The sequence below is a fragment of the Acinetobacter sp. ABJ-A23_2 genome, from assembly GCF_044538765.1.
Classification (GTDB): Bacteria; Pseudomonadota; Gammaproteobacteria; order Pseudomonadales; family Moraxellaceae; genus Acinetobacter; species Acinetobacter nosocomialis_A.
Window position 1 is genome coordinate 1 of sequence record NZ_JBIUCP010000049.1, and the last position, 14,916, is coordinate 14,916.

14 protein-coding genes are annotated in these 14,916 nt (G+C 42.2%); 4 read left to right on the forward strand and 10 right to left on the reverse strand.

Features of this window, described 5'->3' with window-relative positions:
* Positions 1-100: 100 nt before the first annotated feature.
* Both ACH63V_RS15060 and ACH63V_RS15065 read left to right on the forward strand, forming a co-directional pair.
* Positions 101-385: a hypothetical protein gene (locus ACH63V_RS15060; RefSeq protein WP_000708397.1), complete on the forward strand. Its 285-nt coding sequence runs from the start codon at positions 101-103 to the stop codon at positions 383-385.
* A gap of 192 nt (positions 386-577) precedes the next feature.
* Complete coding sequence (locus ACH63V_RS15065) at positions 578-922, forward strand: hypothetical protein (RefSeq protein ID WP_396463943.1); 345 nt, start codon at positions 578-580, stop codon at positions 920-922.
* A gap of 723 nt (positions 923-1,645) precedes the next feature.
* Here the strand turns inward: ACH63V_RS15065 and ACH63V_RS15070 are convergent.
* From ACH63V_RS15070 to ACH63V_RS15100, 7 genes are all read right to left on the reverse strand, one after another.
* Positions 1,646-2,221: a DUF4126 domain-containing protein gene (locus ACH63V_RS15070; RefSeq protein WP_057691244.1), complete on the reverse strand. Its 576-nt coding sequence runs from the start codon at positions 2,219-2,221 to the stop codon at positions 1,646-1,648.
* Positions 2,222-2,344: 123 nt separating this feature from the next.
* The gene (locus ACH63V_RS15075) at positions 2,345-2,479 is read right to left on the reverse strand and encodes a zinc ribbon-containing protein (protein ID WP_001983336.1); all 135 of its coding nucleotides are present in this window, start codon (positions 2,477-2,479) and stop codon (positions 2,345-2,347) included.
* A 392-nt stretch (positions 2,480-2,871) separates the two neighbouring features.
* Complete coding sequence (locus ACH63V_RS15080; RefSeq protein WP_022574344.1) at positions 2,872-3,351, reverse strand: DUF2569 domain-containing protein; 480 nt, start codon at positions 3,349-3,351, stop codon at positions 2,872-2,874.
* A 105-nt stretch (positions 3,352-3,456) separates the two neighbouring features.
* Entirely contained in the window at positions 3,457-6,063 is a 2,607-nt protein-coding gene (gene acnD / locus ACH63V_RS15085; RefSeq protein ID WP_287084642.1) for a Fe/S-dependent 2-methylisocitrate dehydratase AcnD, read from the reverse strand.
* Positions 6,063-7,220 (reverse strand): 2-methylcitrate synthase, encoded by a 1,158-nt coding sequence (prpC, locus tag ACH63V_RS15090; RefSeq protein ID WP_002120737.1) that lies wholly within the window; start codon positions 7,218-7,220, stop codon positions 6,063-6,065. Before prpC ends, acnD begins: the two co-directional genes overlap by 1 nt.
* 269 nt (positions 7,221-7,489) lie before the next feature.
* Positions 7,490-8,374: a methylisocitrate lyase gene (gene prpB, locus ACH63V_RS15095; RefSeq protein WP_004706036.1), complete on the reverse strand. Its 885-nt coding sequence runs from the start codon at positions 8,372-8,374 to the stop codon at positions 7,490-7,492.
* A complete protein-coding gene (locus ACH63V_RS15100; RefSeq protein WP_014208068.1) occupies positions 8,367-9,077 on the reverse strand; it encodes a GntR family transcriptional regulator in 711 nt (236 codons plus the stop codon). The genes prpB and ACH63V_RS15100 overlap by 8 nt, the downstream gene beginning before the upstream one ends.
* Before the next feature lie 45 nt (positions 9,078-9,122).
* On the opposite strand from ACH63V_RS15100, the gene ACH63V_RS15105 reads away from it, so the two are divergent.
* Both ACH63V_RS15105 and ACH63V_RS15110 read left to right on the forward strand, forming a co-directional pair.
* On the forward strand, positions 9,123-9,257 hold the full coding sequence (locus ACH63V_RS15105) for a hypothetical protein (protein ID WP_107882219.1): 135 nt from the start codon (positions 9,123-9,125) through the stop codon (positions 9,255-9,257).
* Positions 9,258-9,592: 335 nt separating this feature from the next.
* Positions 9,593-10,807: an amino acid aminotransferase gene (locus ACH63V_RS15110; protein ID WP_016142558.1), complete on the forward strand. Its 1,215-nt coding sequence runs from the start codon at positions 9,593-9,595 to the stop codon at positions 10,805-10,807.
* A 48-nt stretch (positions 10,808-10,855) separates the two neighbouring features.
* On the opposite strand, the gene dld is transcribed toward ACH63V_RS15110, so the two are convergent.
* The 3 genes from dld to lldR all read right to left on the reverse strand — a co-directional run bounded on the left by dld (position 10,856) and on the right by lldR (position 14,909).
* Positions 10,856-12,562, reverse strand: coding sequence for a D-lactate dehydrogenase (gene dld / locus ACH63V_RS15115; RefSeq protein ID WP_396463944.1), 1,707 nt, complete (start codon positions 12,560-12,562; stop codon positions 10,856-10,858).
* Between the two features lie 452 nt (positions 12,563-13,014).
* Entirely contained in the window at positions 13,015-14,160 is a 1,146-nt protein-coding gene (gene lldD / locus ACH63V_RS15120; protein ID WP_396463946.1) for an FMN-dependent L-lactate dehydrogenase LldD, read from the reverse strand.
* Positions 14,157-14,909 (reverse strand): transcriptional regulator LldR, encoded by a 753-nt coding sequence (gene lldR / locus ACH63V_RS15125; protein WP_005309013.1) that lies wholly within the window; start codon positions 14,907-14,909, stop codon positions 14,157-14,159. Before lldR ends, lldD begins: the two co-directional genes overlap by 4 nt.
* Between the last annotated feature and the right edge of the window lie 7 nt (positions 14,910-14,916).

Below are 14,916 nucleotides of genomic sequence, written 5' to 3' on the forward strand. Positions count from 1 at the left end.
ATTTATAGGAGGATTAACTTTTATTTAAAAAATTATTTTAACTTCCCAAGCAATTATATTTTTTATTTTAGTTATAGATATAAATACTCATGAGAATAATATGAAAATTTATAAACCCTTTTTGGCTTTAAGTTTCATAGTCGGTAGCTTAGGTGTTGCAGGTTGCAGCCTTCATGCTCAACAGGAGTTTGAAAAAATTTGCCTGTCAGGTGGGCATAGCGAGGCCAGTTGTGACTGTATTTACCAGCAACTTGAAAAAGCTTATTCCCCGAAAATGATGCAGCGCCTAGAACATGTCAGTTTGCAAAGTCCTGTTCTCCCACGGGACTTTGCCCCTACTTTTTTAAGCACCATGCAGCGGTGTGACAAAAGTAGTCTGGGCTAAGCGTTGGCTTAGCTCTTTATCTCTGTGTCGCAATGGTGTTGTACTTTAAATCAGCGCAAAAAATTAAAGTCTGTTGTGGCATAGGGGCCTAAGTTGTTTGATTTGCCGATCTATCATTTTGAAAAATCAGATTAATTTTATAACCAATCCAGTTATGCTGTGCTTACATTCAACTTTTGAACATTTATTAGAATGAACTACACATGGGATGAATTTGAGCAAAAACTTATCACCTATAGAGATGTAAGGATTGATCTGGCAAGAGTTTTAGATGCGTATGAGCTTCAAATAAAAGAACTTCTTCAACAAATTCAATTGTTAGCTTATGAAGAATCTTTACCTATATTTAATCAGTTATATGAAATACAAGATCATTTAGCTACTGCCAAGTTTCGCTATGACCTCGACCTAAATGAAGCTTTAGATATATTCGTTTATCATTTCGATAGAGATGACAAAGCGCTGATAAGCCAATATTGGTACAAAAAATTCAAGAAAAACAAAGATATTCTTTGGCCTTTACCTCAAGACGAATAGTATCTTGTACGTTTTATCCTACAAACTTTTAAGGTTTTTGCGGATTGGCGACACACTGCTTTTTTCCTAATATGAAGTCATACAGGAACAGGATGTTCCGGAACATAAAACAACAATAATAGGTTCATGCATCAGGATCGTGAGATACGACAGGAGTCATATCTAGTACCCAAATACGAAAAAGCCCAACAGGATGTTGGGCTTTTTTTATATCTGAATATTTATGAGTTTTTCTTTAAGTCTTCAATATAAGTGGTTGTGCTGCCATCCCAGTAACAATGTATACAACGCCCCTCTTTAAAAACATGCTCACAATTTGCATATCCATAAATTATAGAAGCACATTCAGGACACAACGAGGCCATGCTAGATTTAGTTTTTAAATACTGGCTTCCGCATTCATCACATTTTTCACAACCACTCAGCATGAATATATCTCGGTTTAAAACAATACCATGAGAACATAATGATAAATTAAAAGGCAATCTTGTACGCTTTAACCTACAAACTTTTAAGGATTTTGCGGATTGGCGACTCCCTGCTTTTTTCCTATTATGAACTCATACAGGAACAGGATGTTCCAGAACATAAAACAACAATAATACGTTCAAGCACCAGGAGCGTGAGATACGACAGGAGTCATATCTAATCACCAAATACAAGAAAGCCCGACAGGATGTCGGGCTTTTTTTATGCTTATTTAAAAATGATATTTACACACACCTATAGCGGGGTATGCGCCTGTTCTTGTTTTTTATGGCGAATCCAACGTACCACCCAAATAACTGCAATTAGCACCACTATTGCCACAAGCGCAGGCACTAACATTGCTGAAACTGAAAGTAAGATTGCTCCAATCCACTCACCTGTTGCCACAACAAAGTTCCCTAAGCCACCCGTGGTTGCAGTTGAAACACCACGTGCAGCTACGGTACTCATTTGCACCACACCTGCCGTACCACCGCCAACAATAATCGCTGCTGCCCAAGTAGCAAACTGAGACATTTCCCCACTACTCACAGCCATTGTGGTAAGCGTACCCGCAATCATCGCCGCAGGGGTTGCGACTGTATCTAGGGCGTTATCCACCCACGGTATATAGTAGGCTGCAATTTCACACACCGTTGCTACACCTAAGGCCAAACACACCGATGGCAGAGCTAACCACTCAAAGCCTTTCGATGGCTCAAACCAGCCCATCATGGTAGCAATGCTCATGACCAGTAGCGGCACAAACACACGAAAACCGCAGGCAGCGCTTAAGCCCACGCCAATACATAAACCCAATATTGTTTCCATAACGGTTTCCTTTTCATGCCCATCACGGGTCTTGTTATGTAAGTCTTATTTTTAAATTAACAAAAAAGCCCCATCGGGTGACAGGGCTTTTTGTTAAATGCGAACGCAAATATTATTTCATTCTTAACGTTTAAATTGTGTGCAGTAGCATTTCGTGCAAGGTGGTAAAGGGTCGGTATTAATTTCTAAAAACACTCTATGACCACACTGAGCACAGAAATAGAAGCCTGTTCCGGGTTTTTCGCCAGCTGTTACCATGATTACATTCCTATAATCGTATATATATTAAACAGGAATATAACCCAGTTAGAGTGATTGTCAATTGTCCATTTCGCCCGATGATGATGGCATAAATGCAAAAAATGTTATTTGTACGATTTATCTTACATAGATTTAGGGATTTAGCGGATTGGCTATCCCCTGCTTTTTTTCTATGATGAGTTCATACAGGAACAGGATGTTCCGGAACATAAAACAACAATAATAGGTTCATGCATCAGGATCGTGAGATACGACAGGAGTCATATCTAGCAACCAAATACGAAAAAGCCCGACAGGATGCCGGGCTTTTTTTTTATTTAAAACAATTATGATTTTGAAACCAAATTAAAATATAAAATTATTTCAATTAGAGTGGGTTTAAAAAATATTTATTTCTCTACAAAAGTTGCTTTTACTCTTTTAGAAAACAACATATATGGAATCCAAATCATTCCATAAAAGATACTTCTCATAAGCTCCTTTGAAGTATCGTTATCAAAAACTTCTTCATTAGGTAATATTAATTTTATTAATGATGCATCCACAAGAATAAGAATTATAATTAGAACGCAAAATGATATAAATAATTTTGGAAAAATAGAATGTTTTCTAAAGAATAAGTATAGCAAAATAAAGGAAATTAAGACTAAAAATATATTAACTGCTATTTCCCAAAAAAGATAATATTTCCAAAGTGGATGATAGTATGGAGAGTCAACTGAAGTTAATAAATTAAACACCCCTTCTGAAAACACAGGATAGTAATTCTGGTAACCAGTTACAATCAGCCTAATAGGAGAAATAATTAAGGCTATCCCAACTAAAGTTAACCAACCACCTAATCCTTTTAATTTATTAATCTCATTCATCTTAATTATTAAGTACTAAATATAAGTTTGATTTATATTATATTAATTTTATTTTTTCAACAAATAAGCCCCACTATTATGGGGCTTATTTAGTTATTTTAATGGCTAAGCCACTTGGCCTTCTAAAAAGTCTTGCGCAAAACGCTGTAATACACCGCCCGCTTCATATACAGACACTTCTTCTTCTGTATCTAAACGGCAAGTCACAGGTACTTCAAGAATCTCTTCTTTACCATCTGCTGTGGCACGTTCAATCACTAAAGTTAAAGTCGAACGCGGCGCAATATTACCAATCACGCTGTAAAGCTCTGTACCATCTAGTTTTAAAGTCTTGCGGTTTACGCCAGGTTTAAACTCAAGTGGTAACACGCCCATGCCCACCAAGTTAGTACGGTGAATACGCTCAAAACCTTCTGCCACAATCGCTTCAACACCAGCAAGGCGTACACCTTTTGCAGCCCAGTCACGGCTTGAACCCTGACCGTAGTCAGCACCCGCGATAATGATTAACGGTTGCTTACGGTTCATGTAGGTTTCAATCGCTTCCCACATACGCATCACTTCGCCTTCTGGCTCTACACGCGCTTTTGAACCTTGCTTAATGGTACCGTCTGAACGAACCACCATTTCGTTATAGAGTTTCGGGTTGGCAAATGTTGCACGTTGTGCAGTCAAGTGGTCACCACGGTGGGTTGCGTATGAGTTGAAGTCTTCTTCTGGTACGCCCATTTTGTGAAGGTATTCACCCGCAGCCGAGTCCATCAAAATAGCATTTGAAGGCGATAAGTGGTCGGTGGTGATGTTGTCACCCAAAATCGCAAGCGGACGCATGTTCGCCAAAGTACGTGGTGCAGCCAACGCCCCTTCCCAATATGGTGGACGGCGGATGTAAGTACTTTGCGGACGCCAGTCGTAAAGTGGGCTTTTCGCTTGTTCAACTTCGCCCAAGTCAAACATTGGAATGTAGACTTTACGGAACTGTTCAGGCTTCACGGCTTCTTTAACTAAGGCATCAATTTCAGCGTCAGATGGCCAAATGTCTTTCAGGTAAATCGGGTTACCTTCTTTGTCATGACCTAACGCATCTTTTTCGATGTCAAAACGAATCGTACCCGCAATTGCATATGCTACAACAAGCGGTGGAGATGCCAAGAACGCTTGTTTTGCGTATGGATGAATACGGCCATCGAAGTTACGGTTACCAGAGAGTACTGCTGTTGCGTACAAGTCACGGTCAATAATTTCTTGCTGAATAGCAGGATCTAACGCACCAGACATACCATTACAGGTCGTACAAGCGTAAGCCACAATACCAAAACCAAGTTGTTCTAAGTCTTTTAGGACACCTGCTTCTTCAAGGTAAAGTGCAGCCGCTTTTGAACCCGGTGCAAATGAGGTTTTCACCCACGGTTTACGTGTTAGGCCAAGTTCATTTGCTTTACGTGCCAACAAGCCTGCCGCCACGGTGTTACGTGGGTTAGAAGTATTGGTACATGAAGTAATTGCAGCAATAATGATTGCGCCATCTGGCATTAAGCCGTCAGAACGGTTTTCAACTACACCTGCAATGCCTTTTTCTTTTAGATCGCTAGTTGAAACACGTGCATGCGGGTTTGATGGACCAGCAATGTTACGTGTAACTGTCGATAAATCAAAACGTAGTACACGAGGGTACTCTGCTTTGGTCATTTCAGATGCCCAAAGGCCAATTTCTTTTGCGTACTGTTCAACCAATGCCACTTGAGCATCTTCACGACCTGTTAGGCGTAAGTAGTCGATTGTGTTTTGGTCGATGTAGAACATCGCAGCCGTAGCGCCATATTCTGGTGTCATGTTCGAAATGGTTGCACGGTCGCCCACCGACATGCTGTCAGCACCTTCACCAAAGAACTCAAGGTAAGCACCCACTACGCGCTCTTTACGCAAGAACTCGGTTAAAGCCAGTACGATATCTGTTGCAGTAATACCTGCCTGACGCTGACCAACCAACTCAACACCAATAATGTCTGGCAGACGCATCCAAGATGCACGGCCCAACATTACGTTTTCAGCTTCTAAACCACCAACACCCACAGAAATTACGCCCAAAGCGTCGGTATGTGGTGTGTGTGAGTCTGTACCTACGCAAGTGTCTGGGAATGCTACGCCATCACGTGCCTGAATCACCGGAGACATTTTCTCTAGGTTAATCTGGTGCATAATGCCGTTCCCCGCAGGGATTACATCGACATTTTTAAATGCAGTTTTGGTCCACTCAATAAAGTGGAAACGGTCTTCGTTACGACGGTCTTCAACAGCACGGTTTTTTGCAAAAGCGTCTGGGTCAGCACCACCGTATTCCACTGCTAAAGAGTGGTCGACAATGAGCTGTGTTGGCACAACTGGGTTAACTTTAGATGGGTCGCCGCCTTTGTCAGCAATCGCATCACGTAAACCTGCAAGGTCAACCAATGCAGTTTGGCCCAAGATGTCATGACACACCACGCGCGCAGGATACCAAGGAAAGTCCAAGTCCTGACGGCGTTCAATCAACTGCGTTAAATAAGCAGTTAAGTTCTCGGCATCGGCACGGCGTACCAATTGCTCTGCGAGTACTTTAGAGGTGTAAGGCAGTTTTTCGTATGCGCCTGGCTGAATATCTTCAACGGCTTGACGCACGTCGTAATATTCAAGCTGGGTACCTGCCAGCGGTTTACGGTATTTTGTGTTCATTAACCACGCTCCGCCAATGGTTTAAATTCGAGGTTTTCAGGACCTGTGTAGTTCGCGCTTGGACGAATGATTTTGCCGTCTTGGCGTTGTTCAATCACGTGCGCTGACCAACCGGCTGTACGTGCAATCACGAATAACGGTGTGAACATAGCAGTTGGAACACCCATTAAGTGATAGCTCACCGCACTGAACCAATCGAGGTTCGGGAACATGTTTTTCACTTCTTTCATCACTGCTTCTAAACGTTCAGCAATGAGGTACATTTTGGTGTTCTCTTGTGCTTGCGCCAAGTCGTGCGCCACTTTCTTGATCACTTCGTTACGTGGGTCAGAAACTGTATATACAGGGTGACCAAATCCGATCACAACTTCTTTATTTTCAACACGCTTACGGATGTCAGCTTCTGCTTCGTCTGCATTGTCGTAACGTTGTTGAATCACGAATGCAACTTCGTTTGCACCACCGTGTTTAGGTCCACGAAGTGCGCCAATACCACCAGTAATTGCCGAGTACATGTCAGAACCTGTACCTGCAACCACACGTGACGTAAATGTTGATGCGTTGAACTCGTGCTCAGCATACAAAATAAGAGATGTATGCATGGCTTGAATCCATTCTTCAGATGGTTTTTCGCCATGAAGTAAATGTAAGAAATGCGCGGCAATTGAGTCGTCATCTGTTTCAACTTCAATACGACGACCGTTATTGCTGAAGTGGTACCAATAAAGCAGCATTGAGCCTAGGCTTGCCATTAATTTGTCAGCAATGTCTTTTGCGCCAGCTTCGTTGTGGTCTTCATGTTCTGGAGTTAAACAACCAAGCACTGAAACACCTGTACGCATCACATCCATTGGGTGTGCAGACGGAGGAAGTTGTTCAAGTGCTGTTTTAAGTGCTGCCGGTAAGCCACGAAGCGCTTTTAATTTTGCTTTATAGGCTTTGAGTTCAGCTTTGTTTGGTAATTTGCCATGTACGAGCAAGTGAGCAACTTCTTCAAACTGGCTACCTGCTGCAAGGTCAAGAATATCATAGCCACGATAGTGCAAGTCGTTACCGCTACGTCCTACGGTACAAAGTGCTGTGTTGCCTGCAACTTGTCCACTTAGTGCAACTGATTTTTTTGGTTTGAAGCCTGTTGTTGTTTCATTTGAGCTCATAAGATTTTCCTTTCCTATCTATCTGAATTTATTTATTAAGCACGACGGAGTCGTACCATTTTCACTTCTTATTTCAGGATTAACCTTCGGTTCGACCTACTTTTCTTTCGGGAAAAGTAGGCAAAACCATTGTCATCTGCAAAACTCGTCCACAACCATCGAATATCCTATCTATCGCAGAACCAATTTTAAAAAATGTAGCCCTGTCTCAAACAGTTGCAGATGACGCCTCCGAGTATCAGATTCCAATTAATCAACTTTTTAATTTATTACTTCTTTTTAGCAAATGCGTTATCTAAATAGTCTTCAAACGCATAGTAGTTGATGCGTTCATATAACTCTTTACGCGTTTGCATAATATCAACCACGTTCTTTTGCGTACCTTCTTTACGTAAGGTTTCATACACAGTTTCGGCTGCTTTGTTCATAGCACGGAAAGCAGAAAGCGGATAAAGCGCAAGGCTTACATCGGCAGATGCTAACTCTTCAGTAGTAAACAGTGGTGTAGAACCAAACTCTGTGATGTTTGCCAAAATTGGTGCGCCAGTCTTCTGAGCAAATTGCTTGTACATATCAAGCTCGGTAATTGCTTCAGGGAATAACATGTCTGCACCCGCTTCAATGTAAGCACCCGCACGGTCAATTGCAGCTTGTAAGCCATCTACTGCCAATGCGTCGGTACGCGCCATAATCACGAAGCTGTCATCACCACGCGCATCGACCGCAGCTTTAATACGGTCAACCATTTCTTCTTGAGTCACAATGGCTTTGTTCGGACGGTGACCACAACGTTTTGCGCCCACTTGGTCTTCAATGTGCATTGCCGCAGCACCAAACTTGATCAGTGCTTTTGTCGTACGAGCAATGTTAAATGCAGAAGCGCCAAAACCTGTGTCAGCATCGACCAATAAAGGAAGATCACATACATCGGTAATACGGCGTACGTCTGTCAATACATCATCCAGGTTACTGATTCCCAAATCAGGTAAACCTAAAGAACCAGCGGCCACACCACCACCTGATAAGTAAATCGCTTTATAACCTGCACGTTTTGCCAAAAGTGCATGATTGGCGTTAATGGTTCCAACCACTTGTAATGGCTTTTCTTGGGCTACTGCATCGCGAAATAGCTGACCTGCGGATTGTTTAGCCATTGTTATGTTCTCCTTGTGCTTGTAGCAGTGTTTGCTCAATAATTTTGTAAGAAGCATTGATATGTCGATGCATCAGCAGCTCAGCAAGTTCACCATCACCTTCTGCAATTGCATCTAAAATACGGATATGTTCGTCCCAAGCTTTGCTCGGACGATCGGGTGTGTTTGAAAATTGAATTCGGTACATACGAATGAGGTGATAAAGCTCATCACATAGCATTTTTTCTAGGGTTTTATTGCCACTACTTTTGATAATGCAGTAGTGAAAATCGTCCTGTCCTTCTTGCAAGTAATATCCTTTACCTGCTTTAAAGTTTTCATCTTCAGCATGCATACGCAAAACATCACGTAGTGCCAAGATTTGCTTTTTATCAATATGCTGTGCAGCAAGTTTGCAAGCCAAACCTTCTAAAGACGCCCGAATTTGATAAAGCTCTTTGAACTGTTGCAGTGAGAGCGAAACCACGCGCGCACCCACATGAGCAGTACGCTCAACCAAACGTTGACCTTCAAGGCGATGAATCGCTTCACGCAATGGCCCACGGCTAATGCCATAAGTGCGCGCCAGTTCAGGCTCAGAAATTTTGCTACCTGCCGGAATTTGACCTAAAACAATCGCCGTCTGTATTTGTTTAAATACATTCTCGGTCAGTGTTCTTCCCTGACTTTGTAATGGCTCTGGTGCGTAGGTCAAATCTTGCATATTGTCGACAATTTTTAATCAATTATGAGTTTTATAGCGGTATGAATGAAAAAAATCAAGGTGATTGTTGACACTTTAGAGAACGCATCAGGTCAATTTTTATCATTTGGCCTGTCATTTCACCTTATATTTATAGTATTACACCACTTTCCAATTTGTATTTATAAAACAGTTAGTTAATATTATTTTACCTATAGATTTATGGCACTTTTTTAGCTGCTTTTCGACCTCTAATCTTTTGTTTCAAACTTTAGTCTACAACCAATGTATTACAGCAAGATTGTAGACAATCTGCTTGAATGAAGGCATGAGTTATAAATTAGTATCTATTTACCGTAATTTCTTTTAAATCTTTTTATCATTTTCATCCAGAAAATATCGATATTAGTGAAATTATCAGGTGCTTCACGGTAGCTTTATTGATACATTATTGAACATCGACATAGTTGTGGCGTATTTTTCGAGACAGAAAAAACCCAGCACTATGCATATTGTTGAATGAAAGGACTTTTTTGATGTTTCAACATATCCCCCCATACGCAGGCGACCCAATTTTATCTTTAATGGAACAGTTCAACGCTGATACTCGTTCTGGAAAAGTGAACTTGAGTATTGGTCTTTACTATAACGAAGACAGTATTGTTCCTCAGTTAGAGACCATTATTGAAGCGCAAAAGCGTATCGAGCCTAAAAACGGTAAAACCAAACTTTATTTGCCAATGGAAGGCTTCAAACCTTACCGTGAAGCAATTCAAGCACTTTTATTTGGTGCAAACAGCCCAGCAGTTAAAGCTGGCCGTGCTGTAACCATCCAAACACTTGGTGGTTCAGGTGCATTGAAAGTTGGTGCGGATTTCTTAAAAACTTATTTCCCAAATTCAGACGTTTGGGTAAGCCAACCAACTTGGGATAACCACGTTGCGATTTTCAATGGCGCTGGCATCAAGACTCATTTCTACCCATATTTCGACAACGAAACACGTGGTGTAGATTTTGACGGTATGCTTTCTACACTTAAAACTTTGCCTGAGCAAAGCATTGTGTTATTGCACCCATGCTGCCATAACCCAACTGGTGCTGACTTAAACCCAGCGCAGTGGGACCAAGTGATTGCAGTACTAAAAGACCGTAACCTTATTCCATTCCTAGACATCGCTTACCAAGGTTTTGGTGACGGTATGGAAGAAGATGCGTACGCAATCCGTGCTTTAGACCAAGCGGGTCTAAACTTCATTGTGAGCAACTCGTTCTCTAAAATCTTCTCTTTATATGGCGAACGCGTTGGCGGCTTAACTTTCGTATGTGACGATGCAGAAGCTGCTCAGTGTACATTCGGTCAGTTAAAAGCGACTGTACGCCGTATTTACTCTAGCCCTCCTACAACAGGTGCTTGGTTAGTTGATGAAGTGTTAAATGACGCTGAACTTAACCAACAATGGCAAGGTGAAGTGAAAGAGATGCGTGAGCGTATTATCAAAATGCGTAGCATCTTGAAAGATGAACTTACTAAAGCGTTACCAGACCGTGACTTTAGCTACCTTGTAAACCAAAAAGGTATGTTCAGCTACACAGGTTTAACTGCTGAACAGGTTGATATCTTGCGTGAAGAATATGCAATCTACTTAGTACGTAGTGGCCGTATTTGTGTAGCAGGTTTAAACATGAACAATGTTTACACTGTTGCTAAAGCAATGGCTGAAGTGCTTGCTAAATCAGTAGAAGCAGCATAAGACATCTATAAAAAAAGGCGCTTCGGCGCCTTTTTTTATGTCTCGATATTAAGATTTAGCCTTACCCCAATATTTCAGTTTTGAGGTATGGCCAATACCCACATTAAAGCTATTGGTTGGGTCGAGTTTTTGATAGAAATTGGCTAATGCAGGTTTGGCAATGTAAAGATGCCCAACATTATGCTCTGCCGGATATTCAGCACGGCGCGCATCGAGTAATTTCCACATTTGATGTTCCATTTCTAACGGATCATTACCCTTTTTAAGAATATAGTCCTGATGGAACACATGACAAAAGAAATGCCCATAATAGAGCTTATGGATGATTTTCTTTTCCATCTCGGCTGGTAGTTGCTCTACCCATTCGCGGTCATTACGGCGTAGCGCAATATCAAGCGCTACAATATCTTCAACTTCACTACGGTGCGTATCACGATAACGAATTGCCGCCCCTGCAATCGCAAAACGGTGTAAGAACGCCTTTCGACCTTCCTCTTCACTACATACGAAATAACTACCTGACTGATGCACCGCAAAATATTCTTTTAAAAACTGCTCTGTCTGTGCTTTCGAATTATTTTCGACACGTAAAACCAAATGGTGCTCATAACGGTCTCGATATTCGGTCATACGCTTCGGCAAATGACTCGGTAAAAAGAAGGTAATCGCCTGTAAAATCTGGTCTGTTAAGCCTTTAATTTTAAATTTTTCTAAAAAGCCATCGACTTTATCTTTCATCGCGAAAGCTTTTGGAACATTGGCTGTACCAAACTTTTCAATAAATAAGAAGGTGTCTTTTCCGTACTTTTCACCAATCAAATAAGCATCACGGTGAATATATTCGCCTGCAATTGGCAAGCTTGGCAGTGAGGTCAGTAAGTAGCGACGAATGGCCGTTAAATCATCGGCATCATTACTACCAATATAAAAAACACTGCTCTCTACTTTTTCATAGGTATCAAGGCGTACAGCAAACACACAGACCTTACCTGCCGAACCCGAGGCTTCAAACAATCGTGACGGGTCTGCATTAAAACGAGCAGGCGTATCTTCATCAACTTGCGTCACATCATGGGCATAGCGATGATCTGATGCCTGCTTTTCGCTGTCATCTAAAATATCTACAGCTTGATATTGCTGCTTCTCTAAACGAGTCAAAATTTCTTCGGATGTCGAGCCTAAATTCACCCCTAAATGATTCACCAGCTCTAATTGACCAGCAGCATTGACCTGAGCATATAACGCCAGTTCAGTATAAGCCGGGCCACGGCGCACCAACGCACCACCAGAGTTATTACACACCCCACCAAGAACCGATGCCCCAATACAAGATGAACCAATGACTGAATGTGGCTCACGGTCATAACCTTTTAAAATTTGCTCTAAATTGTCTAAGGTCGCACCCGGTAAACAAATCACTTGCTTACCGTCATGAATAACTTGAATGCCCTTTAAACGGCGCGTACTCATGACCAAAACAGGACGGTCATAATCATCACCATACGGGGTTGAACCACCAGTGAGTCCTGTATTTGCTGCCTGCATAATCACAATACAGTCCGCCTCAATTGCAGCCTGCAAAACTTGCCATTGTTCTAGCAATGTACCCGGCACCACCACAGCAAGTACTTTCCCCTCACCAAAACGACGACCTTGACGGTACTGACGCGTGCTTTGATCATCGGTCAAAACATGCGAACGCCCTACAATGTTTTGTAAGCGTTCAATCACTGCTTGAGGAGAAAATGTTTGCATGATGGTTTCCTTTTGGTCATCCATACCACATAATTTTTTTAAAAATCAGAAAAGCTCAAGGGAGTTTTTCCATTTAGAACTAATATTTAAAGTAGCTAATTCCATTACTTTTGTTTTGGCAAAAGTAATCAAAACCATTGTCACTTACAGAACCTATTCGCTGTATCCATTTTTCAATTTACATTGCAAAAACAAAACTTTGCTCATACCACGCAGGCTGTAAGTGACGCTTAGCACTAGCAGCTAATCTCTAGGTGTTAGATTTAATGCAAATTGGCTACGCGTTGGCGGCAGGGATGCCGCCGTTTCGATGCGGTAGCAAGGACGTACCGTTATCGAAACAAAGGTTTTTGGTTGCTTTTTTAAAAAAGTAATGTCAATTAGCTACTTACATTGAACCTTTTCCGATACGACTCCGTCGTGCCAATATCATCAAAGTTAGTACGAAAATGTTAGAGCTTCATCGCCTGTACTAAACAATCCGCATTAATATCCGAAATCGACTTAGCACCCGTCAACGTCATCGCAACACGCATTTCCTTATCAATCAAATCAAGTAAGTTCGACACACCTTGTCCACCTGCTGCTGCCAAGGCATAAACAAATGCACGGCCAAGTAAAACCGTATCCGCACCAAGCGCCAACATGCGCACCACGTCTAAACCATTACGAATGCCTGAGTCAGCCAAAATTGCTAAATCACCTTTGACTGCATCAGCAATTGCAGGCAATGCACATGCAGACGACATCACACCATCTAACTGACGACCACCATGATTCGACACCACAATACCATCAGCACCAAAACGCACCGCATCTTTGGCATCTTCAGGATCTAAAATGCCCTTAATCACCATTGGGCCATCCCAAAATTCACGAATCCACTCAAGGTCTTTCCATGAAATCGATGGGTCAAAGTTCGAGCCTAACCAACCAATATAGTCTTCAAGCCCAGTCGGTTTACCTAAATATTTAGAGATATTGCCCAAGTCGTGCGGACGACCCATTAAGCCGACATTCCACGACCAATGTGGATGGAACATAGACTGCATATAACGGCGCATCGCAGCATTTGGCCCACTCATACCCGAATGGGCATCACGGTAGCGCGCACCCGGTACAGGCATATCTACAGTAAATACAAGTGTTGAACAACCAGCTGCTTTTGCACGTTCCAAAGCATTACGCATAAAACCACGGTCACGTAATACATAAAGCTGAAACCACATCGGGCGATTAATTGCAGGTGCAACTTCTTCAATCGGACACACCGAAACCGTTGAAAGTGTAAATGGAATGCCCTTTTTATCGGCTGCCATTGCGGCTTGCACTTCACCACGGCGTGCATACATACCTGTTAAACCCACAGGCGCTAATGCAACAGGCATAGACAAGGTTTCGTTAAATAGTTTTGTCTCTAAACTTAACGCTGACATGTCATTGAGCACACGTTGACGCAATGCAATTTCTGACAAATCTTGTACGTTACGCTTTAAGGTATATTCCGAATACGCTCCACCATCAATGTAATGAAATAAAAATGGAGGTAAGCGACGTTGTGCCGCAGCACGATAATCATTGCCAGAAGAAATAATCATTTTGAATCAACTCTATTTAAACGATTTGCACGTTTCTGGCGAGCTTCATCTTCATCCAGAGAACGCACATGATTAATCACAAATTCAATATGGCCGCAGACAGCTTGGCGTGCGGCCTCGGGATCTTTACGATCAATAGCATCCATCACCTGAAAATGTTGCTCGCTTAGCAAGTCACCATTGACGGGGTCGTTATAAACTTTTTTACGTCCTAACAAGACGTTGTATTGCAGCAAATCAAACAAGCTACGCATCATTTGTATCAGCACCACATTGTGAGAGGCTTCAGCAATCGCCAAGTGGAACTCAGCATCGGCCACCGCAGCCTGTGCTGAGTCACCTGCATTTTGATGGCGACTAATTTCATTAAAATAATGACGGATTTTGGCGCGATCTTCAGGCGTTGAGCGCAATGCGGCATACCAAGCAGTGCCGCCCTCAAGTAATAACCGCGCCTCTTGTACATCAAAACGGTACAGCGGATCTTCTTCAATCAAGTTACTAATTGGGTTCACAATCAATTGCTGTGGCCACTGTTCAGGTAACTGCTGAATATAAGTCCCATCGCCACGGCGGCTACTGAGCACCCCTTGACTATTGAGCTGTTGAATTGCTTCACGCAAAGACGGACGAGAAACTCCTAAGCTAGTTGCAAGCTGGCGTTCGGCAGGCAAGCGGTCACCTTTTTTCATGTGACGCTCTTCAATTAATGCCTGCAATTTCATGACCACTTGATCGGAGATTCTCATCGCGTTT